Source organism: Arthrobacter sp. E1SS-5, from assembly GCF_057073715.1.
In genome coordinates this window covers 3,605,248-3,632,247 of sequence record NZ_CP172703.1, presented here as the reverse complement: position 1 = coordinate 3,632,247, position 27,000 = coordinate 3,605,248, and the positions used below count along the sequence as shown (strand labels likewise).

The following is a 27,000-nucleotide window of genomic DNA, read 5'->3' as shown; positions in this document are numbered from 1 at the left end:
GTGGTTATCAGGCGTCTCCGCCCGCCCCGCCGGTGGTGCCGGCGTTAACGTCCAGGAGCTTGTAGCGGTCCATGGCGTACGACGGCGCGCCCTCCTCAACTTCACCCCTCGCCGCGAGCATTTGCAGCACTTTCACCACGATGGAGTGAGTGTCGTTTTTGAAGTAGCGGCGTGCTGCTGCGCGGGTGTCGGAGAAGCCGAAGCCGTCGGCGCCGAGGGCGGCGTATTCGTTGGGGACGAATTGCCGGATTTGGTCCGGGACGGCCTTCATGTAGTCGGATACGGCGACGATGGGGCCGGTGGCTCCTTCGAGTTGCTGGGTGACGAAGGGGACGCGTGCGGGTTGGCCGGGGTTGAGGAAGGCTTCCTCTTCGGCGGCGAGGCCGTCGCGGCGCAGTTCGTTCCAGGAGGTCACGGACCAGACGTCGGCGGAGACGTTCCAGTCATCGGCCAGCACGCGCTGGGCTTCGAGGGCCCAGGGGACGGAGACGCCGGAGGCGAGGATCTGGGTGCGGGGCCCGTCGATCTTTGCCGGGGCGAGCAGGTAGATGCCCTTGATGACGCCTTCGACGTCGAGGTTTTCAGGTTCTGCTGGCTGGATGATGGGTTCGTTGTACACGGTGAGGTAGTACATGACGTTTTTGTCGCCGTTGTGTCCTTCGGACTCTTCCCCGTACATCCGTTCCAGGCCGGAGCGGACGATGTGTCCGATTTCGTAGCCGTAGGCGGGGTCGTAGGTGAGCACGGCGGGGTTGGTGGAGGCCAGCAGGGGGGAGTGGCCGTCGGCGTGCTGGAGGCCTTCGCCGGTGAGGGTGGTCCGTCCTGCGGTGGCGCCGATGATGAAGCCGCGGGTCATTTGGTCCGCGGCGGCCCAGAAGGCGTCGCCGGTGCGCTGGAAGCCGAACATGGAGTAGAACACGTAGACCGGGACCAGGGGGATGCCGTGGGTGGCGTAGGAGGTTCCGGCGGCGGTGAATGCTGCCACGGCGCCGGCTTCGTTGATGCCGGGGTGGATCAGCTGGCCCGCGGGGGACTCCTTGTACGCCAGGACCAGGTCACGGTCCACCGACAGGTAGTTCTGGCCGGCCGGGCTATAGATTTTGGCGGTCGGGAAAAACGCGTCCATACCGAAAGTGCGGGACTCATCCGGCACGATGGGCACAATCCGGTTCCCGAACTTTTTATCCCGGAGCAAATCCTTGAGCAGGCGTACAAATGACATCGTGGTGGCGGCCATCTGCTTACCCGAGCCGCGCTTGGCAACCTCATAAGACTTCGCATCCGGGAGTTCCACGGCCTGGTGTCCGCCGCGGCGCTCGGGAACTGATCCGCCCAGTGCCTTCCGCCGTTCAAGAAGATAGGCAATCTCGGGCGCATCGAAGCCCGGGTGGTAGTAGGGAGGACGGTAGGGATCGGCGTCGAGCTGTTCATCCGAAATGGGAATGCGCAGGTAGTCCCTGAACTCCTTGAGATCCCCGATGGTCAGCTTTTTCATCTGGTGGGTGGCGTTGCGGCCTTCGAAGTGGGGGCCGAGGCCGTAGCCCTTGACGGTGTGGGCGAGGATGACGGTGGGTTTGCCCTTGAATTCTGTGGCTGCTTTGTAGGCGGCGTAGACCTTGCGGTAGTCGTGGCCGCCGCGCTTGAGGTTCCAGATCTGGTCATCGGTCAGGTCCGCGACGAGGTCTTTGGTCTGCGGGGTCTTGCCGAAGAAGTGTTCGCGGACGAACCCGCCGGATTCTGCCTTGTAGGTCTGGTAGTCCCCATCGACGGTTTCGTTCATGATTTTCACGAGGGACCCGTCGGTGTCGCGGGTGAGCAGGTCATCCCACTCCCGGCCCCAGACGACCTTGATCACGTTCCAGCCCGCGCCGCGGAAGAACGCTTCGAGTTCCTGCATGATCTTGCCGTTGCCCCGCACCGGACCGTCCAGGCGCTGGAGGTTGCAGTTGATCACGAAGTTCAGGTTGTCCAGGTTCTCGTTCGCGGCGAGCTGGAGCAGGCCGCGGGATTCGGGTTCGTCCATTTCCCCGTCGCCCAGGAACGCCCAGACCTGCTGGTCGGAGGTGTCCTTCAGGCCGCGGTTGTGCAGGTAGCGGTTGTTCTGGGCCTGGTAGATCGCGTTCATCGGCCCGATGCCCATGGACACGGTGGGGAATTCCCAGAAGTGCGGCATCAACCTGGGGTGCGGGTAGGAGGACAGGGCGTGGCCTTCACGGGACTTTTCCTGCCGGAACCCGTCCAGGTCCTCCTCGGACAGGCGGCCTTCCATGAAGGCCCGGGCGTACATGCCGGGGGAGGCGTGGCCCTGGAAGAAGACCTGGTCCCCGCCGCCGGGGTGGTCCTTGCCGCGGAAGAAGTGGTTGAACCCGACCTCGTACAGGGTCGCGGCACCGGCGTAGGTGGAGATGTGCCCGCCGACGCCGATATCGGGCCGCTGCGCCCGGTGCACCATGACCGCGGCGTTCCACCGCATGTACGCCCGGTAGCGGCGCTCGTATTCCTCGTTGCCCGGGAACTCGGCTTCCTGGTCCACCGGGATGGTGTTCACGTAATCGGTGGTGGTCACCATCGGCACACCCACGCTCTGCGCGCCCGCGCGCTGCAGCAGGCTCCGCATGATGTATTGGGCACGCTCGGTGCCCTGTTCCCTGATCAACGCATCCAGGGACTCAACCCACTCGGCAGTCTCTTCCGGATCACGATCAGGCAGCTGGTTAGTCAACCCGCTGAGGATATGGGAGGTATCTTCTCCTGCAGCCACGGCAGCCTCTTTTCATCTTTGAATGCATGGGCTCATGTTTTCGTATTATGAGAAAACATTATTGCTAGACGAGATTAGTAAGCGAGGCGGCCGGGGTCAACGTGACAACCGCCACCACCGCCCATCGACGCCCATGGACGCGAAGCGACGGATTGTGACCGATCAGGGGCACCCGGCGCACTTGACCGGCAGTGACCTGGGTCATACGATTATTTCACTATTCAATATCTCATTTCCGCTAGGTGGAATAACAGTAACGACCCCGCGGTCGGCCTCACCACCCGGAATCCTCCAAAGAATTGAGACCCTATGCAAACCCCACCCACGGCGGGCGTTGCTGCTGAGCAGGGCCTGACAGCGTCGTCGGTCCCAGCAGTGCATACCACCAGCAGTGTTGAAGCCCTGTGTGAATCCGCCAGCGCAGCTTCAGGCACGAGCATCAGCCCTTCCCTGTACAACTCCGATCTTGCCCCTACCAAGCGGGCCGGCCGCAGCTGGACCAGCTACAGCATCTTTACCCTTTGGGCCAACGACGTGCACAGCCTGGGCAACTACGCCTTCGCCATCGGCCTGTTCGCGTTGGGGTTGGGCGGGTGGCAGATCCTTCTGGCCCTCGGCATCGGTGCCGCGCTGCTGTTCGGCCTCCTGACGCTTTCCGGCTTCATGGGCGTCAAGACCGGTGTTCCCTTCCCCGTCATGAGCCGCATCAGCTTCGGCATCAGGGGAGCCCAGATCGCCAGCCTCCTCCGCGGAGCCGTGGCAGTAGCTTGGTTCGGCATCCAGACCTACCTCGCGTCCGTGGTGTTTCGCGTGATGCTTACAGCCATGTTCCCTGCCTTGGCGGACATGGACAAAGACTCCATCCTGGGCCTGTCCACACTCGGCTGGATGGCATTCGTGACCCTCTGGGTGGTCCAGCTGGTCATCGTCAGCTTCGGCATGGAAATGATCCGCAAGTATGAGGCCTTCGCCGGCCCCGTCATTCTTGCCACCATGGCCGCGATGGCCATCTGGATTTTCGTCGAAGCCGGCGGAAGCATCGCCTGGGCCTCCAACAAGGCGCTGGAAGGGCCGGAAATGTGGCTCACCATCTTCGCGGGCGGCGCCCTCTGGGTGTCCATCTATGGCACCTTCGTCCTGAACTTCTGCGACTTCACCCGCTCGGCGGTCTCCAAAAAGGCTGTGGTGCGCGGCAACTTCTGGGGCATCCCCATCAACATGCTGGTCTTCGGCGCCATCGTAGTGGTCATGGCCGGCGGGCAGTTCAAGATCAACGGCACCATCATCAAGAGCCCCTCGGACATCGTCCAGACCATCCCCAACACGCTCTTCCTGGTCCTGGCCTGCCTTGCCCTGCTGATCCTGACCATCGCCGTGAACCTGATGGCCAACTTCGTGGCCCCCGTTTACGCCCTGACCAACCTGTTCCCCAGGCGGCTGAACTTCCGCAAGGCTGCCATGGTCTCAGCGACGATCGGCCTGGTCATCCTCCCCTGGAACCTCTACAACAACCCGCTGGTCATCGTGTACTTCCTTGGCGGACTCGGTGCGCTGCTCGGTCCGCTGTTCGGCGTTGTCATGGCCGACTACTGGCTGATCCGGCGCGGCAAGGTCCACGTGCCGCAGCTCTACACAGCATCCCCTGACGGCGCGTACTTCTACAAGAAGGGCGTCAACCCCCGCGCCATCATTGCCATGGTTCCGGCCGCCGTCCTGGCCCTGCTGATCGCCTTCGTGCCCGGACTCGCTGCGGCGGCTCCCTTCGCCTGGTTCTTTGCAGCAGGTATTGCCGCCACGCTCTACTTCTTCATCGCCGACCGCAACCAAAGGCTCGAAGACCACGATGGCGAGGCAATCGCCGTCGTCAGCACCCACTAAGCCCTACCAGCAAGCGGCCCACAGGGATCCGCAGCACCAAAGGACCTACCCCATGCGCATACTCGTCGCCAACGTGAACACCACCTCATCGATGACCGACTCCATTGCCGCCTCGGCGCGCAGTGCAGCCGCTCCCGGTACGGAGATCGTCGGCATCACCCCAAGGTTTGGGGCGGACTCCTGCGAGGGAAACTTTGAAAGCTACCTGGCCGCCATTGCCGTCATGGACGCCGTGACCTCTTATCCGGAGCCCTTCGATGCCGTGGTGCAGGCCGGTTACGGCGAGCATGGCCGTGAAGGTCTGCAGGAGCTGCTGGATGTGCCGGTGGTGGACATCACCGAGGCCGCGGCCAGCACGGCGATGTTCCTGGGGCATAGGTACTCCGTGGTCACCACCCTGGATCGCACGGTTCCCCTCATCGAGGACCGGCTGAAGCTGGCCGGGCTGGACGCCAGATGCGCGTCCGTCCGCGCCAGCGGCATGGCGGTGCTGGAACTCGAGGAAGAGCCGGAGCGGGCCGTGGAAGCCATCATCAACCAGGCCATGCTTGCGGTCACGCAGGACAAGGCCGAGGTCATCGTGCTCGGCTGCGGCGGCATGGCCGGACTGGATGAGCAGATCCGGCAGCGGGCGGGAGTCCCCGTCGTGGACGGTGTGGCTTCCGCGGTGACCATCGCCGAATCCCTGGTCCGGATGCGCCTCTCCACCTCCAAGGTGCGGACATTCGCTGCGCCCCGGCCCAAGACCGTCATAGGCTGGCCGCTGAACAAGCCGGCTGTGCCGGCGCAGCCCTAAGCCAGGAGACAGAATGGACACGTCCCCTCCCACTGCCCGCGTCGCCGTCGTTACCGGGGCCGGGTCCGGCATCGGCCGGGAGGTTGCCCGGCAGATGCTGGCCGACGGCTACCGCGTGGTGCTGGCCGGCCGCCGTGAAGCGCAGTTGAAGGAGACAGCGGACAATCATCCGGACGCGCTCGTGGTGCCCTGCGACGTGACCCGGCCCGACGACGTCGAACGCCTTTTCGACGCGGCCCGCCAAAAGTGGGGGCGCGTGGACGTGCTGTTCAACAACGCCGGCGTGTTTGGACCGGCGGCCGGGGTTGACGAGATCAGCCTGGAGGACTGGAACGCGACCGTGGCCGTGAACCTCACCGGGTCCATGCTGTGCGCAGCGGCCGCTGTCCGCGCCATGAAGGCGCAGCAACCGCAGGGCGGGCGGATCATCAACAACGGCTCCATCTCGGCCCATTCGCCCAGGCCCCGGACCGTGGCGTACACGGTCACCAAGCACGCCATGACCGGCCTGACCAAGAGCATCGAGCTGGACGGTCGCGGCTATGGCATCACGTGCGGGCAGATCGATATCGGCAACACGGCCACCGAGATCATGGACACCATCGGTGTCGGCTCGGGGGCGCTCCAGGCGGACGGCAGCCGCAAGGTGGAGCCGATGTTCCCCGTGAAGGATGCCGCGCGGGCGGTGCTGATGATGGCCAACATGCCTGCCACAGCCAGTGTTGGCTCAGTAGTGGTCACCGCCGCGGGCATGCCCTTCATCGGCCGCGGCTGACGCGGCTGGGGCAGGGACGGCAGGGCTAGAGGGGCAGCAGCGCCGACAAGTCCGCCCGCAGCCCTGAAGCTGCCACTTTGCCGGCAGCGACTGCGTCCGCCCAGCGCACCTGTCCTGTCACCATCGCAAGCCAGGTGCCGGCGTCGCACTCGATCACGTTCGGCGGGGTGCCGCGCGTGTGCCGCGGGCCCTCCACGCACTGCGTGACGCCAAACGGCGGAACGCGCACCTCAACAGAGTTGCCTGGGGCGCGCGCGGTCACTTCCTCCAGCGAGTACCTCACGGCGGCGGCCAGGACAGTGCGCGGCACGGGAGTGTCCGACGGCGTCCGGGCGGCTTCCAGCCATGCCTTCAGTGCTGCTTTGCCTTCCTGGACGTCAATACGACGGCGGGCTACGGCCATGCTTTCAGTCTTTCCTTTAGTGTCGGCTCGGAAGTGCGGCGTCAGTCCAGGAGCGCGGAAACCGCCGGGCCCAGGCGAATCCTGCCCACCGGACGGCCGCCGCCAAGCACCGGCTCCACCACCCGGTCCAGGGCACTGGCAACGCCCGGAATTTCTACCGCCCCCGCTGCCACAAGGAGTGTCAGGGCCACGAGTGAGGTGGCGCGCACATTCCCGTCGAGGATCTTGACGGCCACGGAAACCCCCTGGGGCGTGGCCATGGCCAGGACGCCCTCGGCCCCGATCTTGGCGATGATCTCGAGCTCGTCCATTACCAGCGTGTTGGCTTCGCCGCGGCCCTGCACGGCCCATGGGTAATCGAGCATCGAGGTGGCGATGGTGGCCGCCCTGGCGCTGAAGCTCTGGTCACCCGGGGCCTTGGCCAGCTGTGAGTAGGCCTTGGCCAGCCCCTTCAGGGAAACCGCTGCCACGGGCGCGCCGCAGCCGTCGATGCCCAGGTGCGCTATCTGTTCGCCGGTGTATTCCTCGATGACCGTGCGGACCCGCTGCTGCAGTGGGTGGTTGGGCTCAAGGTAGCTGTGCGTGTCCCACCCGTTTTCGGTGCAGGCCCAAAGGAAAGCGGCGTGCTTCCCGGAACAGTTGTAGGCCAGCCGCGACTTCCCCTTCTCCGAGCGCACCAGCCAATTACGGGCCGTTTCATCCTGGGGCCAGGCTTCCGGGCACTGCAGCTGGTCTTCACGGACGCCGGCTGCCTTGAGCATGCCCGCCACCACGTCCATGTGGTCCAGCGAACCGGTGTGGCTACCGCAGGCGATGGCCACCTGGGCGCCACGCAGGGGAACCCCGGACTGCATGGACGCCAGCGCCTGGAACGGCTTAAGCGTGGACCGGGCGTAGATGGGGGTGTCGATATCGCCAAGCTCGGTGACCACTGACCCGTCGGCGGAGAGAAGGACGGCGGAACCGATGTGCCGCGACTCCACGAAGCCGCTGCGTTCGATCACGGCCAGTTCGACGGCGGAGTCCACGGTGAAGGTGGCATGCGGATTGTGCGGCATATTGCCAGTCTATGGGCCAGCCTGCCACAGCTCGGGGACCCGTTGCTGCGCGGTGACCATCTACTGCACGGTCACCATCACCGACTGCCATCCGGAGGCGCCGTCAGGAACAGGATCGGCGCGCTTGTCCGTCTGGACCTCACCGGTGCCGTCGGTAGCCCGGACTTTAATGTAGTGCGGGCCGGGCGTGGCGTCCCATTCGTAGGACCACTGACGCCAGGTAATGGTGGAGGCTTCGGTGGAAAGGGTAGTTTCCACCCAATCCGCGTTATCAATCTGGATCTCCACCTTGGTGATGCCGCGTGTCTGCGCCCAAGCCGTGCCACCCACGGCAACCTTTCCTGCCGGTACTTTGGCGAAGGACTTGGGAACTTCCACGCGGGCCATGGTCTTGATGGGACCGCGCTCCGACCAGCCGCGGTTGGTCCAGTACGCCTTGTTGTCGGCAAAGCGGGTCACTTCCAGGTCAACCACCCACTTGGTGGCGGAGACGAATCCGTACAGCCCCGGAACCACCATCCGAACGGGATAGCCGTGCTCCAGCGGAAGGGGTTCGCCGTTCATGCCGATCGCCAGCATGGCGTCGCGGTCATCCTGCAGGACCTCCAGGGGCGTGGAGGCGCTGAAGCCGTCGATGGAGGTGGACAGCACCATGTCCGCGCCATCCTTGGGCTTGGCCCGGGCCAGGACCTCGCGGATGGGAAGGCCAAGCCACTTGGCGTTTCCGGCCAGGTTGCCGCCCACCGGGTTGGACACGCAGGTGAGGGTCACGTGCGATTCGATCAGTTGCGCATCCAGCAAGTCCTGGAATGTAAGCGTCACTTCCTGCTCCACCAAGCCGTGCACGCGCAGTTCCCAGTCGTTGACGTTGATTTCCGGGACACTCAGGGCGGTATCGATGCGGTAGAACTCATTGCTGGGCGTCAGCCAAGGGGTAACGCCCTGAACGGGGGACTGGACGCCCGCGGGTACGGGCGCTGCAGCCTTGGCCGGTGCCGGCAGCCGGAGGGCTTCCCTGGCCTGGGCCACATTATTGCGGGCGGCACCCAGGAGCCGCCCACCCGTCGCCGCGATCCCGGCAGCCACCGCAGTGATGCCCGCGGCGGTGAAGAAACCCCGGCGGCTGGTGCCTTTGCCGCTTTGGCCGGTTTCGCCGTCGTAGGCTGTATCCGCCGGCGCTTCGGGCCATTCCTTCATTCCCCACAACGGCACCAGCAGGCGGCGCAGGACCACCAGCCCCGCAAGCGTCCCCAGCACCGAGGGAATGGCGTCCGCGGCACCGACGCCTGCACGGCTCACCACACAGGCAACGATCACGGCGCCCATGAACAGGACCCCCAGGACGCCCAGCGTCCACTTCCGGTAGGCCACCACGCCAAGAATGCAGGCAAGCACCGCGATGGTCAGGCCCATGCCCACGAACAGGGCGGCCTTGTCGTTGGTGCCGAACGTGGCGATGGCAAAGTCCTTCAGCCAGGGCGGCGTGAAGTCGATGAAGGTGGAGCCCAGGGCAAACAGCGGTGTTGCCCTGGCGGTAAAGAATGCGCCAATCAGCTCCGCAACGGCAAGGACGACGGCGGCCGCCACCACGCCTGCCAAAGCGGCCATGGCGGCGGTGCCGGTTTTCCGGTTTCGAAGCGTTGTCATATGTATGGTTCGGAGCGGGCGGGGGTTCGGATTGACGGCCTGGCAGTCGAGGTCACAGCTTAGGAGCGGGAAGGGTGCACAAAGTACCCTTGGAGACTGTGAAGGTACTCGTCATTGGCCCCGGAGGCCGCGAACACGCCATTGTCCGCTCCCTGCTTGCCGATCCCAACGTGTCCGAGGTCCACGCGGCGCCGGGCAATGCCGGCATCAGCAAGCTGGTCCCTACCTACAACATTGACGGAAACGATCCCCAGGCAGTTGCGGAGCTGGCCACCCGGCTTGCCGTGGACCTCGTGGTGGTCGGCCCGGAGGCTCCGCTCGCCGCAGGCGTCTCCGACGCCGTGCGCGAAGCCGGCATCCCAGTATTCGGGCCCAGCAAGGCTGCCGCCCAGCTGGAGGCCTCCAAGGCTTTCGCCAAGGAGGTCATGGCAGAGGCCGGCGTCCCCACGGCCATGGCCATGGTGGCCGCCAATGCCGAGGAAGCAGCGTCCGCACTGGACACCTTCGGCGCTCCCTACGTAGTGAAGGACGACGGCCTGGCCGCGGGCAAGGGCGTGGTGGTCACCAGGAACCGCGATGAGGCCCTGGCCCACGCCCAGTCCTGCTTCGACGCCGGTGGATCCGTAGTGATCGAGGAGTTCCTGGACGGCCCCGAGGTTTCCCTGTTCGTGCTGTGCGACGGCCAGAACACCGTGGCGCTGTCGCCCGCCCAGGACTTCAAGCGCATCTTCGACAACGACGAGGGCCCTAACACCGGCGGCATGGGCGCGTACACCCCGCTGGAGTGGGCTCCCGAAGGCCTGGTGCAGGAAGTCCTGGACCGGGTGGCCCAGCCCACTGTCAACGAGATGGCCCGCCGAGGCACCCCGTTTGTCGGCGTGCTGTTCGTCGGCCTGGCCCTCACCTCGCGCGGCACCCGCGTCATCGAATTCAACGTCCGTTTCGGCGACCCCGAGACGCAGGCGGTCCTCGCCCGGCTCAAGACGCCCCTCGGTGCGCTGCTCTTGGCGGCTGCCAAGGGCGAACTGGACAAGGCAGAGGAGCTGCGCTGGTCCAGGGAGGCTGCTGTCGCCGTCGTTGTCGCATCGGAAAACTACCCGGACAAGCCCCGCACCGGTGACCGTATCCGCGGACTCAAGAAGGTGGAAGCGCTGGAAGGCGTGCACGTCATCCACGCCGGAACGGCCTTGGACGACGAAGGCAAAGTGGTTTCCGCCGGCGGACGCGTCCTGGCCGTCGTCGCCCTGGGCACCGACCTGGTGGAGGCGCGCGAAAAAGCGTACGACGGCGTGGAACTGGTCCAGCTGGAAGGCTCGCAGTTCCGCAGCGACATCGCCCGCAAGGCCGCCCGCGGAGAAATCACGGTTCCCTACGGCGCCACCGGCTCGATGCCCATCGTGAAAGCAAAGGCCTGACATGACTGACACTTCGGAGAACCGCGGCTACGCCACCGCAACCCTGGACCTGCCGGGCTGGAAGCACATCTATTCCGGCAAGGTCCGCGACCTCTACGAGCCGGCTGACGCGTCAATCGTGCAGCGGCTTGGCCAGGACTGCGTGCTGGTGGTGGCCAGCGACCGCATCAGCGCCTACGACCATGTGCTGTCCAGCGAGATTCCGGACAAGGGACGCATCCTCACCCAGTTGAGCCTGTGGTGGTTCGACCAGTTGGGCGTTGAGCACCACGTGCTCGGTTCCACCGTGGAGGACGGCGTGCCCGCCGAGGTTGAGGGCCGGGCCATGATCTGCAAGAAGCTGGACATGTTCCCGGTGGAATGCATCGCCCGCGGTTACCTCACGGGTTCCGGGCTGCAGGAGTACAAGGCATCCGGCACGGTCTGCAACATCCCGCTGCCCGAAGGGCTGGTGGACGGATCGCGGCTGGAGCGCGCCATCTTCACGCCGTCAGCCAAGGCCCTGATCGGCGAGCACGACGAGAACATCACCTACGACGCCGTGGTGGCGCTCGTGGGAGATGACATCGCTGCCCGCCTGAGCGAACTGACGCTGAAGATCTACACGACGGCGGAAAAGATCGCCCGGGAGCGCGGCATCATCCTGGCCGACACCAAGGTGGAATTCGGGTACGACGCCGTCTCCGGGTCCATCACGCTGGGCGATGAGGTGTTGACCCCCGATTCCTCGCGGTTCTGGGACGCCACCACCTACAAGCCGGGCCAGGCCCAGCCCTCGTACGACAAGCAGTACGTTCGGGACTGGTTGACCTCCGCAGAGTCCGGCTGGGACAAGTCCTCCGACACCCCGCCGCCGGCGCTTCCCGCTGACGTTGTGGAGCGCACCCGCAGCCGGTACGTCGAAGCGTACGAGAAGATCACGGGTAAGACGTTTTCCTAGCTGCAAGCCAGAAGCCAGGTAAGCCCCGCATTGGGCGGGGTTTACCTGGCTTTTTGGTTGGTTTTCGTTCGGTCAGCTGGCTTTCGCGGCCGCTGCGGCGCGTTTTTGCGCAAGCTTTATTTCCAGGATCGCATCCAGTGCCTGCTGGACCCGGTCCTGGGCACCGGCCGCGGCAAACGCCTTTTGGGCTTCCTCGAGGTGCACCAGCGCTTCGTCGGTATCGCCTGCGGCCTTGAGCGACTTGCCCAGGAGCAGGGAGACCTCACCGGCTGTGTGCTTGCCCAACGCATCCCGCTCCCCGTGTATCTCGCGGAGCTTTTCAACGGCTGCCACGATGTCGCCGGTCAGGTAGAGCCAGCGGGCACGGATGAAAGCAACCTCCAGCTCATCGCTCTTGGTGCCTCCGACTATCGAGAATGCGAGCTCAGCGCGCTCGATAGCGGAGAGCGTCTCGGGCTCCACGATGCCGGACGAGAGCCGTACAGCCGCGGAGGCCTTGTTGAACCGGGCCCACAACTCGATGTCGTTTGCCGGGGAGAGTAGGCGGGCTGCCCGTTCATGGTGTCTGACGCCTTCTATGTAGTCATGCCGCATGAAGGCCACGTTTCCAACCACCCATGCCACCTCGCCGGCGAGTTGGGACATCGAGTGTTCGTCAACCTGGTCGAGCAAGGCCTGGCAGTACTTCCAGGCTTCATCCAGTCGGCCACTTTCCGCAAGCGCACCGATCAGGATCCGGTGCGCACCGATAGCGACAGTTGAGCCGCGAGGCAGGTTCACCGAGAGCCTGACAGCTTCGAGAGCATGTTCCACAGCGATAGCCAACTGGCCTTGGCCGTGACAGACAGCAGCCAGCATTTGACGCGCGCGGACGCCCAAGCCAATCGACTCTGTTGCCATCGGGTGCTCAATGAGCCGCTCGATGATTTTCCGGCACTCCTGCAAATCGCCTTGCTTCATGAGGCATTCGGCCTGCATGTAGGTCATGTTCCACCAGGCGCTGGTGTTCTTGCCCTCCAGAGCGATCTGGGCGGCGGTGGCTGCGTGGCTCGCCGCCAAGGGGTAGTCGCGGAGGTCCCACGCCTGGCGAGCATAGAGCCCGGCCAGCACGTACTCGGCGTCGCTGACGGAGATGGGTTGACTCCAAGCCTCCAATGCCTTGGGCGCCAGCTCCAGCCTGCGGGCCAGTTCTTCAATAACTTCAGCCGTCGGTTCGCGCCGGCCGGTCTCGAGCAGTGAGATGTAGCTGGGGGAGTAGAGGTCCTTGCCCAGTTCCGCCTGTGTCAGTCCACGCTCAAGGCGCTCCGCCCGGAGCTTTTCTCCGAATCCGTTGCCCACGCGTTTCCTCCTTTTGGACAGCTGGGGCGCCGAATGCTTGACAGCCCCTGTGGAAAATATTTTACAATGTGTGTCAACAAGGACAGTGCTGGCTTTGTAACGAATCCGACTCGTATTGAGGAACTTATATGTTGAAGAAGATCGCAACCGCGGCCGCCTTGGCTGGGGCCCTGGCTTTTTCTGCGGCGGCTCCGGCCGTCCTGTCTGCAGGTTCCGTCGCCGATAATTCGGGTACGTCGGTAGCTATCGGTAACTGGCCTGACCCCGCCTCCACCAAGGTGAAAAAGGACAAGAAGACCACCACCACCGATACCTCCGTCGTCACCTACATCGGCAACTGGCCTGACCCCGCATAAATAGCTTCCTCACATCAGGAGGCGAGGACGTCCTCCGGAGCAACCGCTCCGGGGGATGTTCCTTTTAGGGCCAAAAATGCCTTGGAGCCCGGTGCCAAAGCCCAAGGCGCTTTGACTGGACAACGGGCGCCTTTGACCATATTGAGACGCAAAAAGAGGGCCTCCGCAAGGAGACCCTCTTTTCGTTATGGTCGGGATGACAGGATTTGAACCTGCGACCTCTTCGTCCCGAACGAAGCGCGCTACCAAGCTGCGCTACATCCCGATCCGCTGCAAAAGCAACTTTACAAGGATAGCCGATTCCTCGCCCCGATGCGAAATCCGGTGCCCGCCACCCCAACAGAACCAGCAGAAAGCCGGGTCTCGGGAGAGCAGGCCGCACAGCTAGACCAAGGAATCCTTCCACGCCCCGTGCAGGTCGGCGAAGCGTCCACCGCCGCCGATCAGTTCTTCAGGCGTCCCGTCTTCCACGATCCGGCCGTCATGCACCACCAGGACACGGTCCGCCGTCTCCACCGTTGAAAGGCGGTGGGCGATGATCAGCGCCGTCCTCCGTGCCGCCTCCGTGCCTGCCAGCAGTCGGGCCAGCCCGGCCTGCACCAGACGTTCGGACGGGATGTCCAGTGAGGAGGTGGCCTCGTCCAGGATTAGCACCGCCGGCCGGGCCAGGAAAGCCCGGGCAAAGCTGATCAGCTGCCGCTGACCGGAGGAAACCCGGCCGCCGCGCTTGTTGACGTCCGTGTCGTAGCCTTCGGGAAGTTCAAGGATGAACTCGTGTGCCCCAACCGCCTTGGCAGCCTCTTCGATTTCCGCCCGTGAGGCCTCTGGCCGGCCCAAAGCGATGTTGTCCGCCACCGAGCCACTGAACAGGAAGGCCTCCTGGGTGACCATGACGATGTTCCGCCGGAGGTCGGAAGTGGCCAGATCGCGGAGGTCCACACCGTCCAGGGTGAGCGTGCCCGACGTGACGTCGTAGAACCGGGCAATGAGTTTGGCCAGGGTCGATTTGCCGGCGCCCGTCTGGCCCACCAATGCCACGGTCTGCCCGGCGGGGATGTGCAGGTCCAGGCGGGGGACCACTACTGGGCCGTCTCCGTAGCGGAACTCGACGTCATTGAAGTCGATCCGCCCGGTGGCGCTGGCCAGGGCGACCGGGTTTTTGGGCGGGCGGACCGTCGGCACCTCCTCGAGCAGCCCGGAGACTTTTTCCAGGGCCGCCTGCGCGCTTTGGAACGAGTTGTAGAACATGGCCATCTGGTCCACCGGTTGGAAGAACCGCTTGGTGGAAAGGATCAGGGCCAGGAGCACGCCCACGGCCAGGTCGCCGCCCAGCACCCGGAAGCCGCCAAAGAGCAGGACAACTGCCACGCAGACGTTGCCGATCAGCACCAGCCCCGGCTGGAAGATGCCGTTGAGGTTGATGGAACGGACGGTGACCAGCCGGTAGTCTTCGGCAAGCTGCCCGTAGCGCTCGGAGTTTTCCTTTTCCTTGCGGAAGGCCTTGACGGCGCGGATGCCGGTCATGGTCTCCACGAAGTGCACGATCAGCCGGGCAGAGACCACGCGGGATTCGCGGAAAGCGATTTGCGAGTGCTTCTGGTACCAGCGGGACAGGAAAAACATGGGAACACCCGCAGCCAGCACCAACAAACCGCTCCGCCAGTCCAATGCGAAGATGGTGATCGCGGTGAAAGCCATGAACAGCATGCCCGAGGCCAGGGAACTGACACCGGAGTCCAGCAGTTCGCGCAGCGCCTCCAGGTCCGAGGTCTGGCGGGCGATGATTCGGCCGGACGTGTACTTTTCGTGGAACTCCAGGCTTAACCGCTGGGTATGCCGGAAGACACGCACCCGCAGGTCCAGCAGCATTGCCTGGCTGAGCCGCGCCGTGGAGGTGACGTACAGGGCGGTGAGTCCCGCCGTCGCAATGGCTGCCAGTAAGTAGGCGACGCCGGTAAACACCAGCGGGAGGTTGTCGCCGCCCCGGAGTGCGGGAAGCGCGTGGTCGATGCCGAAGGCGATCAGCGCCGGGCCGGCAACGCGTGCGGCCTGCGAAAGGACCACCATGGCGATGGTCAGCCAGAACCGTACCCGCACCGGACGGATCAGCGACCCCAGCAAGGCCAGCGACCGGCGTCGTACTGCCCTGCTGTCGCTCTTGCTCAGGTGGGCGTTGTCCTCATTTGCGGTGCCGAAGGTAGCGGTGCTCATCGGGTCACTTCCTCGGCCTGGTCCTCAAGGGCCGACAATTCAGAGTCCAGGTCCCGCGGTTCGCGGTCCAGGCTGGCGATGACGTAGCGGTAGTGCTGGTTGTGCGCCAGCAGTTCGGTGTGCGTCCCGACGGCAGTGATCCGGCCGTCCTCCAGCAGCGCCACCCGGTCTGCGAGGGCCACCGTGGAAGGACGGTGGGCCACGATCAGGGTGGTGGTGTCCTTCAACACCTCGCGGAGGCGGGCTTCAACGAGTTCCTCGGTGTGCACGTCCAGGGCGGACAGGGGATCGTCCAGGACCAGCACGCGCGGGCGGGCGGCGATGGCTCGTGCCAGGGCGATCCGCTGCCGCTGGCCACCGGACAGGCTCAGGCCTTCCTCGCCGATCAGTGTGTCCACGCCTTCTGGCAGCGAGTAGGCGAAGTGTGCCTGGGCCACGTCCAGTGCTTCGTCCAGGACCTCCTCCGTCCGGACAGGGGCGCCCAGCAGGACGTTGTCCCGGACGGAATTGGAGAAGAGCGTGGTGTCCTCGAACGCCACCCCAACAACCCCCCGAAGTTCTTCCACGTCGAAGTCCCGGATGTCCACCCCGTCGATGGTGATTGCGCCGGTGGTGACGTCGTAGAGCCGCGGCACCAACTGGATCAGCGCGCTCTTGCCGCTGCCGGTGATCCCAACCAGGGCCATGGTTTCGCCGGGGCGGATGTCCAGGTTGATGTCCTTGAGGATGGGCTTGTCCGGCGCGTCCTCGAAGGCAAAGGTTGCGTTGGTGAACTGCAGCGCACCCGCCAGTTCCCCTGGACGGCGGGGCTGGGCGGGGCTGGTGATGGTGTTCTGCGTGTCCATCACTTCGTAATGGCGGTCGACGGCGGTCTTGGCCGTAAGTGCCATGGCCAACAGCATGCCCGAGAATTCCACGGGTGAGGCAATGACTGCCGCGGTGGCGAAAAACGCCACCAGCGCGCCAATGCTCAGTTGGCCGCTGGCACACAGCATGACGCCCACCACCAGCCCGGCGCCCAGTGCCAGTTCGGGAAGCAGGGTGACCACCATGGTGAAAGTTGCCTGGTGGCGCGCCTTCTCGATCTCGGTCTGGCGCAGCTCCTCGGCCTGCTCATTGAAGTTTTCCAAGGCTTCCCGGCTGCGCCCAAAGGCCTTGAGCACACGGATGCCGTGGACGGATTCCTCCACGGTGGTGGCGAGGTCGCCGGCCTGGTCCTGGCTGCGGCGGGCAACCTTGCTGAACCTGGTGCGGAACCGGAAGCTGTTGATGGTGATGGGAACGGCTGCGGCAAGGAAGATCAGGGCCAGCTGCCAGCTCATGGCGAACATCGCAACGATGCCGATGATCACGGTGAGGCTGGTTACCACCAGCATGATGGCGCCGAAGGCCATCCAGCGGCGCAGGAAGTTCAGGTCAGTCATGGCGCGGGACAACAGCTGGCCGGAGCCCCAGCGGTCGTGGAAGGAAACGGTGAGTTCCTGCAGGTGGTCGTAGAGCGATACCCGCATCCGCGTTTCCACCGTGGTGGCAGGGTTGATGACGAACTGCCGCCGCAGCGCCACCAATCCTGCTTCCGCGATACCCAGGACCAGGATGATGCCGGCCGAAGTCCATACTGCCTCCGGGGCACCTCCGGGCTGCAGGGCGGTGTTGACCAGGACCCGCAGCACTTGGGGGATGGTCAACGCAACGATGCTGGCCATCAGTGCGCAGAGCAGCCCCAGCACGAGCCTTGGGATGATGGGCCGGACGTGGGGATAAAGACGACTGATGGATCGGAAAAAGGGAGTCTGCTTGGCCATGCCCGCTTCTCAAGCTCTAAAACGAATGTAGTTTCCTCTAGCAGCAACCCTATGCCATGGCGTGAGCCGCTTCACAGCGATTGTGATGTCCGCTGGCTGCTTCCCCAGTTATTGCAGTCCGTAATGCCGAATGCCCTGTCAGGTATGGTCCCAAAAACCCAGTTTGGGGACATACCTGATGGAGCATCAGGTCAGCTGGGGGAGGTGAGGGTCAGCAGGACGGCTTCAGGCTTGCAGGCGATCCTTACCGGGGCGAAGCGCGAGGTTCCGATGCCGCCGGAGACGTTGACCGGCGTCGTACTTCCGTTGCTTGACCAGTCGTTCAGGCCCTTGGCGCGCCAGGTGGGAAGATCGCAGTTGGAGATGATGGCGCCGTAGCCTGGGATGCACAGCTGGCCGCCGTGAGTGTGGCCCGCCAGCAGGAGGTCCGCGCCGCTTTCGGTGAAGTGGTCCAGCACCCGCTGGTAAGGCGCGTGGATGACAGCCACCTTGACGTGGTCTTTGGCATTCTGGCTGACCGTTCCGCGGGGCCAGCCAGCGTACCGCTCCCGCTTCAGGTGCGGATCGTCCACCCCGGAGAAGTCAAAGCGCATGCCGTTGAGCACCAGTGACTGGTTGCGGTTGGTCAGGTCCACCCAGCCGCTCATGCCGAAACCTGAACGCAGGCGCGGCCAGTCCAGGGCAACCGGCTTCGGCTTCACCTTGGACGGACCCAGTAAATAGGACGCCGGGTTCTTGGGGCTGGGCGCGAAGTAGTCGTTGGAGCCCGGTACAAAGACGCCGGGGAACTGCAGGAGCGGCTTGAGGGCCTCCAGAAGCGGGTCCACTGCCTTGACGTGGCTGAGGTTGTCCCCGGTGTTGACCACCAGGTCCGGCCGGAGGTCCGCCAGGGAGCCGAGCCACTCGGCCTTCTTCCGCTGCCCGGGCACGAAATGGATGTCGCTGAGGTGCAGAATGCGGAACGGTTCGCGGCCGGGCGGGAGGATGGCCAGGGTCTCCTCACGGAGGACTAACTGGTTCTTCTCCCAGAGGCCGTAACCGAAGGCGGCAACGCCGGCGGCCGCACCAGCGCCGGCAGTGACGGCAAAGCCGCGCCCGATTGAACGGGCGCGGCTTGCCAGGCTGTCGATGCTCATATGCGCTTAGCCGTTTCCTTTGCCGTTGCCGTTTCCATTGCCATTGCTGGTCGGGGCCGGGGCGGGTGCCTGCGTGGCAGGAGCCTGCGTTGCCTGCGGGGCCGGAACGGGAGCCTGGGTGGTCTGGGGAGTGGTCCTGCCAGGCGACGGCGAGGTAGTGGTGGTGCCGTTGATCATGTTGCTCGGCGGGGCAGGGAACGGGTTGGTCCCATAGGCCGGGGCAATCTTGGCCATGTAGCTGGAGAACATGGGGCCCGCGATCATGTAGCCGTCAATGCCCTGGTAGAACTTACCGTTCACCGTGATGTTCTGCCCGGCGCGGTCCTGGGCGCCCAAGGGATCGCCAAACCAGGCGGCGGTGGCAAGGCCGGTGGTGTGGCCAACAACCCAGGTGGACCCGTTGTTGTTGGAGGTACCGGTCTTGGCGCCGATGGGGAAGGCCGTGGTGGTGGAGATCCGGGGCCGGATCAGCGAACCTGAACCCTTGTTGAGAACCTGCTCCAGCGCGTAGTTGACTCCGCGGGCAACCTCCGGCTTGATGGCATCACGGCAGCTGCTGGATTGCGCCGGCAACTGCTTGCCCGTGGCGTCGACAACCGAGGTGATGGCGATCGGTTCACAGTACTTGCCGTCGTTCGCGAACGTGGCGAAAGCGCTGGCCATGGTCAGCGGCGAGGTCTGCGTGGAACCCAGCAGATTGCCAAGGGTCATCATGTTCACCTTGGGATTCGGTTCACTGCCATCGGCCGAAGGCAAACCACTGTGGAGCCCAACGGCATCAACGATCTTCTGGATTCCACAGAAGTCCAACTGCGCCGCTGAAGCAAACGTGACGGTGTTGATGGAGTTGTAGAGGCCCTCCAAAACCGTGAGCGGCTTGTACCACTGCGGTTCCGCGTTCTGCAGGTCGTCCGTGGCATCCAAGCCGGCGTTCTTCTGGGCGGTGCTGTAGGCGCCCTGTACCTTGCCGCAGGTGTTTTTCCACGGGTAGCCAATGGGGTAAACGCGCTGCGCGGCGTTGACCACAGTGTTCATGGTCTTGCCTTCATTCAGCCACTCCGCGAAGGTGAACGGCTTCATGGTGGAACCAGGCTGCGCGCCGCCCATGCCGTTAAGGTCGTTGCCGTCCTTATCCAGCTTGTCCACGTTGAAATTCAGCTGGGAATCGAAGCCCTGGCCGGGCAGGAACGTGGTGTTCTGGGCCATCGAGATGATCTTGCCGGTGCCGGGCTGTACAGACACCATGGAGGCGCCCCATTTGTCCGGGTTGGCGCCTGCGGCGGCGCTGACCTGCTCCTGTGCCGTGGCCTGGGCCTTGGGGTCCAGGGTGGTGGTGATGGTCAGGCCGCCCCCGTAGATCAGCCGCTGGCGGTCCTTGACATCCGCCCCGTAGGCCGGGTTGTTCTCCAGCAGATGCAGGATGTAGTCACAGAAGTAGGGGGCAGAGGCCGCATACGCACAGCCCTGCTTGGGCTGGGTTACCTTGGGCTCCACCGGGGTGGCCACGGCGGCCTGGTACTCCTCGGGGGTGATTTTGCCCTGGTCCTTCATCAGCCCCAGCACCAGGTCGCGGCGCTGCTTGGACTTCTCCGGATTGGTGATGGGGTCAAAAGCGGAGGGGCTGTTCACCAGGCCGGCCAGGAGGGCTGCCTGCGGCAGGGTCAGGTCCTTGGCGGTGGTGCTGAAGAAATAGCGGGAGGCGGCTTCGATGCCGTATGCGTCCCGGTTGAAGAAAACGATGTTCAGGTAGCCCTCAAGGATCTGGTCCTTGCTGAACTCCTTCTCCAGTGCAATGGCGAGCTTCATTTCGCGGAGCTTGTCGCCCACGCCCTTGTTGACGCCGTTGAGCTTGATCTGGTCTTCTTCGCCGGCGGCTGCGAGGTTTGCGTTCAGCACGTTGTTGACGTACTGCTGCGTGATGGTGGACGCACCCTGCTTGTTGCCGCGGACAGTGCTGACCAGCGCCCGCAGGATGCCGGTGGTATCCACGCCGCCGTGCTCGTAGAACCGGCTGTCCTCCACCGCAATGATGGCGTTCTTCATGTTCGGTGAGATCTGGTCCAGCGGAACCTTGGTGCGGTTCTCCGTGTAGACACTGGCAATCTCGCTGCCGTCCGCAGCCAGGATCCGCGTGGTCTGGCTGGGCGGATCGACCTTCAGCTCCGCGGGAAGGGAGTCGAAGAAGTCGATGGAACCGCTTGCAGCGCTGCCGGAGACGGCAGCGGCAGGGACCAGCAGGCCCGCCACGAGGACACCGCAAATTGCGCTCACGCCAAGGAAGAGAAGAATCTTACCCAGTGTGGTGGCAGTGTCGAATAAGGGGTTGTTGCGAGTCGCCATGTTTTCCACTTTACCGGCAAGGACTACGCTTTCTCTCATGACCAAATGGGAGTACGCGACGATTCCGCTCATTATCCACGCCACAAAACAGATCCTGGACCAGTGGGGAGAGGACGGCTGGGAGCTCGTCCAGGTAGTCCCCGGACCTGACGGCAACGGCCTTGTCGCCTACCTCAAGAGGGAGAAGCAGTAGCATGAGCAACCCCGCAGACACCCAGTCCAGCGCGCCCGCGGCGCCCGCATCCGCTGTCGAGCAGCGCCTCGCGGAACTTGGCATTACCCTCCCCGAAGTGGCTGCTCCGGTGGCCTCCTACGTTCCCGCCGTGGTGTCCGGCAGCCACGTCTACACCTCGGGCCAGCTGCCGTTCATCAACGGCAAACTCGAAGCTACGGGCAAGGTGTCCGCAGGGACCGAAGGGTTCGCCGACGAGCCCACTGTCTCTCCCGAGGATGCCCAGAAGTACGCAGCTGTGTGCGCCGTTAACGCGCTGGCCGCCGTCAAGAGCGTCATCGGGGACCTGGATCGGATCACCCGCATCGTCAAGGTTGTGGGGTTCGTCTCCTCGGACCCCTCGTTCACGGGGCAGCCTGCCGTCGTCAACGGCGCGTCGGAACTGCTGGGCCGCGTCCTTGGTGATGCCGGGCAGCACGCACGTTCCGCCGTCGGCGTTGCCGTTCTTCCGCTCGACTCTCCCGTCGAGGTCGAGCTGATCGCCGAATTCAGCTAGGACCGGACACTTCCCTTGCCTCACCTCGCACGACGCCTTTTCGCACTGCCCCAGGATCTTGAAGGGGCAGCGCAAAGCTGGCTCGAACACGGCGAGCGGACCCCCAGGGCCGCGCGCTTTGCCTCATCCGTCGTCCTCCTCCGGGATTCACCTACCGGCTTGGAGACGTGGCTGGGCTACCGGCCCGGCTCCTCCCCGCTGGGGGTCCTCGCCTTCCCGGGCGGCTCCCTGGACCCGGCCGACGACGAGCCAATGGGTTGGTTGGGTCCGTCGCCGCAGCATTGGGCTGAGCAGATGGGAACGGACGACGTCGGGCTGGCGCGCCGCCACGTGGTGGGCGCCATCCGTGAACTGTTCGAAGAAACAGGCGTGCTGTTGGCCGGTCCGGATATGTCGAACACCGTGGAGGCCACCTCAACGTCGGAGTGGATGCGGGCCCGGATGGCCGTGGCAGACCAGGAGAAGACGCTTGCCCAGGTGTTGGGAAAGCGCGGCCTCTCCCTGCGTACGGACCTGCTCAAATCCCTGGTCAACTGGCGCAGCCCGGATTTTGCGCACCGCAGGTTCGATACCCGCTACTTTGCTGCCACCTTGCCGCTTGGCCAGGAGCCGTCCTTGCTTGAAGGCAAGGGCGTGTGGGGCCGGTGGGTGAACGCCGCAGAGGTGGTCCAGGAGCGGGATACAACTGCGCTGGGCGATGAAGCGGGGCAGGAAAACACCGTGGGCCGCAGCCTGGGTAAACTGCTGGTCCCCGGTTCCGAGATCATGCTCGAAAAGATGGCGTCAGCGAATGGGTGCATCGCCTACTTGAGCTACAAGCGCAAACCCCACGTCTACCAGCCCAGCCTCGTAGAAGAGGGCGGCAAGCTCATGCTGGAAGTCGAGGCCGCAAAAACTGTGGCGGGAGACCACCAGCGCGAACGCTGATGCCCGCGGTGCCGGGTAAAGTCTTCACCAAAGCCACTCCGGGAGCAAGGGGGCGCCTTTGCGCGCAACGGTCAAGGACGTAGCGCGTCTCGCAGGGGTTTCGCCAAAGACCGTCTCGAATGTCATGAACGGCATAGTCCCCGTCAGCGGTCCCACCCGCTTCAAGGTGGAGCAGGCCATGGCGGAACTGGATTACGTTCCCAATCTTTCTGCCCGGGGACTGCGCAATGGCAGGTCCGGTGTCATCGCATTGGCGTTGCCGGACCTGGCCACCCCGTATTCTGCCGAGATAACGCACAGCGTCGTGGAGGTAGCCCACGGGCAGGGGTGGAGCGTGCAGCTCGAAGAGACCGGTTCTGATCCCGCCCGCGAATACGAGCTGATGTCGCGGGCCCGGTCAAACCTGATTGACGGGCTCATCCTCAACCCGGTTGTGCTGGACGAGAGCGCCGTCAAAGTGGGCGTTTCGCTCCCGCCAGTGGTCCTGCTCGGGGAAGTGTCGCAGAAACTGGCCGATCGGGTCTGGGTGGACAGCGTGGCCGCGGCGCGTGACATGACACTGGCGCTTGGCAGGACGGGAAGACGGCGTATAGCAGTCCTGGGAGCCCCGGGGCGTCGGGGCTCTGCAGCAGCCGTCCTGCGCACCCGTGGCTACCAGGCCGCGCTTGGGGAACTGGGCATGGCGTGGGATGACTCGTTGATTATCCCGTGCGAAAAATGGAGCCCGGATGCGGCCGCCAGGGCACTGTCCGCTTACCTGGATTCAAACCCCGTTCCCGAGGCACTTTTCTGTTTCACGGATTCCATGGCCCTTGGTGCCCTAAGTGTGCTGTCGAAGCGTGGCATCAGGGTTCCCGATGATGTTGCTGTCGCCGGTTTCGATGATATTGGCCATGCGGAGTTTGCCGTGCCGGCACTGACGACCGTTTCCTTCGATAAGCGCCAGGTGGCCAGTGAGGCCCTGCGCCTCCTTACCGAACGCATGGGCAACCGTGAGGGCCCCCAGAGGGTGGTGGCCGTTGACTACGAAATCGTGGAGCGGGAGAGTACTGGCCCCTAGGCCTGGAACCAGCGTGGGCCCCATGCGGGGTCGAATCGAGACCTTCGCGTCACTTTGGGAACGCTAACAAATTTTCATTGCGGTGCCTATTACAACGATGTAACGTGTTGCCTGCGTCACACCCGAGCTTGCAGGGCTGCAATGGGGAGATCCTGCCGGCAGGGGTTTGGGGCACGAAATGACTTTCAGCGGACCCATCCAAAGGAGTGACGGGTGAAGCAGTTTGATTTTTTCGCAGGCAGGCAGTTGTCCAGGCGGCAGCTACTGTCAGGAACCGCAGCACTGGGCAGTGTCCTCGCTGCAGGTGCCCTGGCAGGATGCGGTAGGAACGCCTCCGCCGCAGCTCCCAGGGACATCCAGTTCTGGCATCTCCTGTCCGGCGGCGACGGCATAAAGATGCAAGCCTTGATCAGCAAAGCCAATGAGGGCAACCCCGGGTTCAAGGTGCACCCGACCGTCCTCGCATGGGGGCCGCCCTACTACACCAAGCTCGCCATGGCATCGGCCGGCGGCCGGCCACCGCAACTGGCCATCATGCACGCCAGCAGGGTGCCAGGTTATGCGCCTGGTGGACTGATCGATCCATGGGACCTGGACCTGCTGTCGGAGAACGGTGTCACGGCCGACAACTTTGCGCCCAGGATCTGGGACAAGAGCCAGCAGAACGGCAAGGTGTTCTCCATCGCCCTGGATTCACATCCGTTCATCATGTTCTACAACACGGACGTGGCAGGCAAGGCCGGTGTTTTGGCCAGCAACGGACAACTGCAGGAGGTGAAATCCCCGCAGGAGTTCATCGCCATGGCCAAGGAGATGCAGAAGGTTACCCAAGCCCACGGGTTGTCCTTTGGCTACCTGGGCAGTGGGTCCCAGATGTGGCGGCTTTTCTACACGCTCTACAAACAGCACGGCGCGGACATGGAACTGACACCCGGCCAGCCGATGAAGGTTGACCGGGACGCGGCCATAGAGTCATTGGAGTTCATGGCATCGCTTTTCGATGACACCATCGCGGCCAAGAGCGGCGATATCAGCACCGGCATCGCGGAGTTCGCCCGCGGCGGCTCAGGCATGCTGTTCAGCGGCGTCTGGGAGCTGCCGACGATGAAGAAGGCAGGGCTGCCGGTGGACGCCGCAACCATCCCCAGCCTCTATGGCACAGCGGCTGCATACGCCGACTCACATTCCTTCGTCCTGCCGCGGCAGCTGAACCTGGACGAAGAGAAGCGCCGGGACGTCTATAAGTTCGTCAGCGACATCCTCAAGGGATCACTCTCGTGGGCAGAAGCAGGACACATTCCTGCTTATCAGCCCGTGGTCCAGTCGCAGGCCTACAAGGACCTCAAGCCGCAGGCGCACTACGCCAACGCCGCGGATGTCATTGCCTACGATCCCGAGTCCTGGTTCAGCGGCTCGGGCTCCGACTGGCAGACCTACTTCGCGGAAAACGTGCAGAACGTCCTCCTTGGACGCGATAAGGCAGCTGATGGATGGGCCGCCTTCGAGAAGCGCACCAACACCCTTCTTTCCCGGCCCAACCCGGTCTAACCGCACTGAGTGACAAAGGAGTCCTTCATGAGTTCTTCATTAACAGCCCGGCGGAGCCCGGGGAACCGGGTTTCTTCACCAGCAGCCCGGGAGACCCGCAGCAGCGTCACCAGGAACAACCTCAGCGGTTGGGGGTTCGCAACGCCCTTCCTGGTATTTTTCCTCGTTTTCCTGGTGTGGCCCGTTGTCTACGGCATCTACATGAGCCTCACCGGCAAGTCCCTTACCGGAGCCAATGACAGCGTGATTGGCCTGGCGAACTACGCCGAAGCCTTCGCAGACGCCGACATGTGGCGCTCACTGGGAAATACGCTCTACTTCACGGTCATCAGCACGGTCCCGCTCGTGCTTGTCGCCTTGGTGATGGCGGCACTGCTCAACGTTGGACTGCCGGCTCAGTGGCTGTGGCGCCTGTCGTACTTTGCCCCGTACCTGCTGGCCTCCACCGTGGTCTCACTGTTCTTCACGTGGATGTACAACCCGCAGCTTGGACTGATCAACGATTCGCTGTCCAAGATCGGCATCCCGAAGATCGCCTGGCTGAACGACCCCAACGTGGCCATGTGGGCGATCGTCATTGCCACGCTGTGGTGGACGGTGGGTTTCAACTTCCTGTTGTACCTCGCTGCGATGCAGAACATCCCCGCCCAGCATTACGAGGCGGCGTCACTGGACGGCGCCGGAGCCTGGCGCCAACTCTTCTCCATCACACTGCCGCAACTGGGCCCCACCACCGTGATGATCGTGCTCCTTCAGGTCCTTGCCTCGCTCAAGATCTTCGATCAGGTCTACCAGATGACCGCCGGCGGGCCCGGCGGCGCCACCAGGCCCGTGGTGCAGTACATCTTCGAAACCGGGTTCACCGGCTACCGGCTGGGCTATTCCGCAGCCATCTCCTACATCTTCTTCGGACTGATCGTGTTCGTCTCGGTCATGCAGTTCGTCATCACCCGCCGCAGGAGCGCATAACCATGGCAACCCAGACCCTCAACCGTGCCACGTCGGGCACAAGCACCAGCCCGGCAGTCCGCCAACCCCGCAAGAAGATGTCGGCCGGCAGGATAGCTGCCGTCGTTGTCGCCGCGGCTATCGCGGTCCTGTGGCTGGTCCCCTTCGCCTGGGCTACCGTTACGGCGTTCAAGAGCGAGACGGATGCTGCCTCGCCGAAGATCAGCTGGATTCCGCCGTCGGGCTTTACCGCCGACGCGTTCGTGAAGGTGTTCCAGGACGGCAACATCCCGCTCTGGACCTGGAACTCGCTGTACACCTCGGCGGCCATCACGGCCGTCACGCTGGTGATCTCGTCGCTTGTGGCGTACGCCTTGTCCCGGATCGACTTCAAGGGAAAGAAGGTGCTGATGACGGTGATCATCGCCTCCATCATCGTCCCTCCGCCGGTCCTGATCATTCCGCTCTTCTACCAGATGCTCGCCCTCCACATGATCGATACCTCGTGGGCCATCATCCTGCCGCAGGTCATCCATCCCGCAATGGTGTTCGTGCTCAAGAAGTTCTTTGACCAGATTCCCCGCGAACTCGAAGAAGCCGCCGTGATGGACGGCGCCAGCCGCATGCGGATCTTCCTCCAGGTGGTCCTGCCGCTGTCCCGGCCCATCCTGGCCGCCGTCGCCATCTTCGTGTTCATCGGTGCCTGGAACAACTTCCTGTGGCCGTTCATCGCCACAAACGACGCGTCCCTCCTCACCCTTCCGGTGGGACTGCAGACCATCAAGAGCGCCTACGGCATCCAGTACGCGCAGAACATGGCGTCCGCGTTGCTCGCGGCCCTGCCACTGATCGTGGTGTTCCTGTTTTTCCAGCGCCAGATCATCAAGGGCGTCGCGACGACGGGCCTCGCCGGCACCTGATGCCCACCTT

22 protein-coding genes and 1 tRNA gene are annotated in these 27,000 nt (G+C 64.1%); 13 read left to right on the top strand and 10 right to left on the bottom strand.

Going from position 1 to position 27,000, the window contains the following annotated elements:
• Nucleotides 1–7 precede the first annotated feature (7 nt).
• Complete coding sequence (gene aceE, locus ACIGJD_RS16960; RefSeq protein WP_483687184.1) at nucleotides 8–2,761, bottom strand: pyruvate dehydrogenase (acetyl-transferring), homodimeric type; 2,754 nt, start codon at nucleotides 2,759–2,761, stop codon at nucleotides 8–10.
• A gap of 309 nt (nucleotides 2,762–3,070) precedes the next feature.
• Here aceE and ACIGJD_RS16955 point away from each other — a divergent pair, with 309 nt between their 5' ends.
• From ACIGJD_RS16955 to ACIGJD_RS16945, 3 genes are read left to right on the top strand one after another with little or no spacing between them, the layout of a single operon-like run.
• Nucleotides 3,071–4,639, top strand: a complete 1,569-nt coding sequence (locus ACIGJD_RS16955) for an NCS1 family nucleobase:cation symporter-1 (RefSeq protein ID WP_483687183.1) — start codon at nucleotides 3,071–3,073, stop codon at nucleotides 4,637–4,639.
• A gap of 52 nt (nucleotides 4,640–4,691) precedes the next feature.
• Nucleotides 4,692–5,435 carry an aspartate/glutamate racemase family protein gene (locus tag ACIGJD_RS16950; RefSeq protein ID WP_483687182.1) on the top strand — a complete coding sequence of 248 codons (744 nt, stop codon included), beginning with the start codon at nucleotides 4,692–4,694 and terminating at the stop codon, nucleotides 5,433–5,435.
• Nucleotides 5,436–5,448: 13 nt separating this feature from the next.
• Entirely contained in the window at nucleotides 5,449–6,210 is a 762-nt protein-coding gene (locus ACIGJD_RS16945) for an SDR family oxidoreductase (protein WP_483687181.1), read from the top strand.
• Nucleotides 6,211–6,235: 25 nt separating this feature from the next.
• On the opposite strand, the gene ACIGJD_RS16940 is transcribed toward ACIGJD_RS16945, so the two are convergent.
• Genes ACIGJD_RS16940 through ACIGJD_RS16930 form a run of 3 tightly spaced genes read right to left on the bottom strand, consistent with a single transcriptional unit; the run spans nucleotide 6,236 to nucleotide 9,318 of the window.
• Nucleotides 6,236–6,613, bottom strand: coding sequence for a sterol carrier family protein (locus tag ACIGJD_RS16940; protein ID WP_483687180.1), 378 nt, complete (start codon nucleotides 6,611–6,613; stop codon nucleotides 6,236–6,238).
• A gap of 41 nt (nucleotides 6,614–6,654) precedes the next feature.
• Nucleotides 6,655–7,671, bottom strand: a complete 1,017-nt coding sequence (locus tag ACIGJD_RS16935) for an asparaginase (protein ID WP_483687179.1) — start codon at nucleotides 7,669–7,671, stop codon at nucleotides 6,655–6,657.
• 60 nt (nucleotides 7,672–7,731) lie between these two features.
• Nucleotides 7,732–9,318 carry a molybdopterin-dependent oxidoreductase gene (locus tag ACIGJD_RS16930; RefSeq protein WP_483687178.1) on the bottom strand — a complete coding sequence of 529 codons (1,587 nt, stop codon included), beginning with the start codon at nucleotides 9,316–9,318 and terminating at the stop codon, nucleotides 7,732–7,734.
• Nucleotides 9,319–9,416: 98 nt separating this feature from the next.
• On the opposite strand from ACIGJD_RS16930, the gene purD reads away from it, so the two are divergent.
• Nucleotides 9,417–10,733: a phosphoribosylamine--glycine ligase gene (gene purD, locus ACIGJD_RS16925; protein WP_483689528.1), complete on the top strand. Its 1,317-nt coding sequence runs from the start codon at nucleotides 9,417–9,419 to the stop codon at nucleotides 10,731–10,733.
• Nucleotide 10,734: 1 nt separating this feature from the next.
• Nucleotides 10,735–11,673 (top strand): phosphoribosylaminoimidazolesuccinocarboxamide synthase, encoded by a 939-nt coding sequence (locus tag ACIGJD_RS16920; RefSeq protein WP_483687177.1) that lies wholly within the window; start codon nucleotides 10,735–10,737, stop codon nucleotides 11,671–11,673.
• A gap of 72 nt (nucleotides 11,674–11,745) precedes the next feature.
• Here ACIGJD_RS16920 and ACIGJD_RS16915 read toward each other — a convergent pair whose 3' ends face one another.
• Nucleotides 11,746–13,011: a helix-turn-helix domain-containing protein gene (locus tag ACIGJD_RS16915; RefSeq protein WP_483687176.1), complete on the bottom strand. Its 1,266-nt coding sequence runs from the start codon at nucleotides 13,009–13,011 to the stop codon at nucleotides 11,746–11,748.
• 128 nt (nucleotides 13,012–13,139) lie between these two features.
• Between ACIGJD_RS16915 and ACIGJD_RS16910 the strand changes: the two genes are divergently transcribed.
• The gene (locus ACIGJD_RS16910; RefSeq protein WP_483687175.1) at nucleotides 13,140–13,367 is read left to right on the top strand and encodes a hypothetical protein; all 228 of its coding nucleotides are present in this window, start codon (nucleotides 13,140–13,142) and stop codon (nucleotides 13,365–13,367) included.
• 188 nt (nucleotides 13,368–13,555) lie between these two features.
• On the opposite strand, the gene ACIGJD_RS16905 is transcribed toward ACIGJD_RS16910, so the two are convergent.
• From ACIGJD_RS16905 to ACIGJD_RS16885, 5 genes are all read right to left on the bottom strand, one after another.
• Nucleotides 13,556–13,632: transfer RNA gene (locus tag ACIGJD_RS16905), tRNA-Pro, on the bottom strand.
• Between the two features lie 119 nt (nucleotides 13,633–13,751).
• The gene (locus ACIGJD_RS16900) at nucleotides 13,752–15,578 is read right to left on the bottom strand and encodes an ABC transporter ATP-binding protein (protein ID WP_483687174.1); all 1,827 of its coding nucleotides are present in this window, start codon (nucleotides 15,576–15,578) and stop codon (nucleotides 13,752–13,754) included.
• Entirely contained in the window at nucleotides 15,575–17,383 is a 1,809-nt protein-coding gene (locus ACIGJD_RS16895) for an ABC transporter ATP-binding protein (protein ID WP_483687173.1), read from the bottom strand. Before ACIGJD_RS16895 ends, ACIGJD_RS16900 begins: the two co-directional genes overlap by 4 nt.
• A gap of 191 nt (nucleotides 17,384–17,574) precedes the next feature.
• Entirely contained in the window at nucleotides 17,575–18,519 is a 945-nt protein-coding gene (locus ACIGJD_RS16890; protein WP_483687172.1) for a metallophosphoesterase, read from the bottom strand.
• A gap of 6 nt (nucleotides 18,520–18,525) precedes the next feature.
• Nucleotides 18,526–20,859 (bottom strand): transglycosylase domain-containing protein, encoded by a 2,334-nt coding sequence (locus tag ACIGJD_RS16885; RefSeq protein ID WP_483687171.1) that lies wholly within the window; start codon nucleotides 20,857–20,859, stop codon nucleotides 18,526–18,528.
• A gap of 37 nt (nucleotides 20,860–20,896) precedes the next feature.
• On the opposite strand from ACIGJD_RS16885, the gene sp36 reads away from it, so the two are divergent.
• The 7 genes from sp36 to ACIGJD_RS16850 all read left to right on the top strand — a co-directional run bounded on the left by sp36 (nucleotide 20,897) and on the right by ACIGJD_RS16850 (nucleotide 26,990).
• Nucleotides 20,897–21,052, top strand: a complete 156-nt coding sequence (sp36, locus tag ACIGJD_RS16880; protein WP_009359196.1) for a Sp36 family protein — start codon at nucleotides 20,897–20,899, stop codon at nucleotides 21,050–21,052.
• 1 nt (nucleotide 21,053) lies between these two features.
• Entirely contained in the window at nucleotides 21,054–21,587 is a 534-nt protein-coding gene (locus ACIGJD_RS16875; RefSeq protein WP_483687170.1) for a RidA family protein, read from the top strand.
• A 15-nt stretch (nucleotides 21,588–21,602) separates the two neighbouring features.
• On the top strand, nucleotides 21,603–22,514 hold the full coding sequence (locus tag ACIGJD_RS16870; RefSeq protein WP_483687169.1) for an NUDIX hydrolase: 912 nt from the start codon (nucleotides 21,603–21,605) through the stop codon (nucleotides 22,512–22,514).
• 58 nt (nucleotides 22,515–22,572) lie between these two features.
• Nucleotides 22,573–23,574, top strand: a complete 1,002-nt coding sequence (locus ACIGJD_RS16865; protein WP_483687168.1) for a LacI family DNA-binding transcriptional regulator — start codon at nucleotides 22,573–22,575, stop codon at nucleotides 23,572–23,574.
• Nucleotides 23,575–23,787: 213 nt separating this feature from the next.
• Entirely contained in the window at nucleotides 23,788–25,122 is a 1,335-nt protein-coding gene (locus ACIGJD_RS16860; RefSeq protein WP_483687167.1) for an extracellular solute-binding protein, read from the top strand.
• Nucleotides 25,123–25,149: 27 nt separating this feature from the next.
• Nucleotides 25,150–26,091, top strand: coding sequence for a carbohydrate ABC transporter permease (locus tag ACIGJD_RS16855; protein ID WP_483687166.1), 942 nt, complete (start codon nucleotides 25,150–25,152; stop codon nucleotides 26,089–26,091).
• A gap of 2 nt (nucleotides 26,092–26,093) precedes the next feature.
• Nucleotides 26,094–26,990, top strand: a complete 897-nt coding sequence (locus tag ACIGJD_RS16850) for a carbohydrate ABC transporter permease (RefSeq protein ID WP_483687165.1) — start codon at nucleotides 26,094–26,096, stop codon at nucleotides 26,988–26,990.
• The last annotated feature ends 10 nt before the right edge of the window (nucleotides 26,991–27,000 follow it).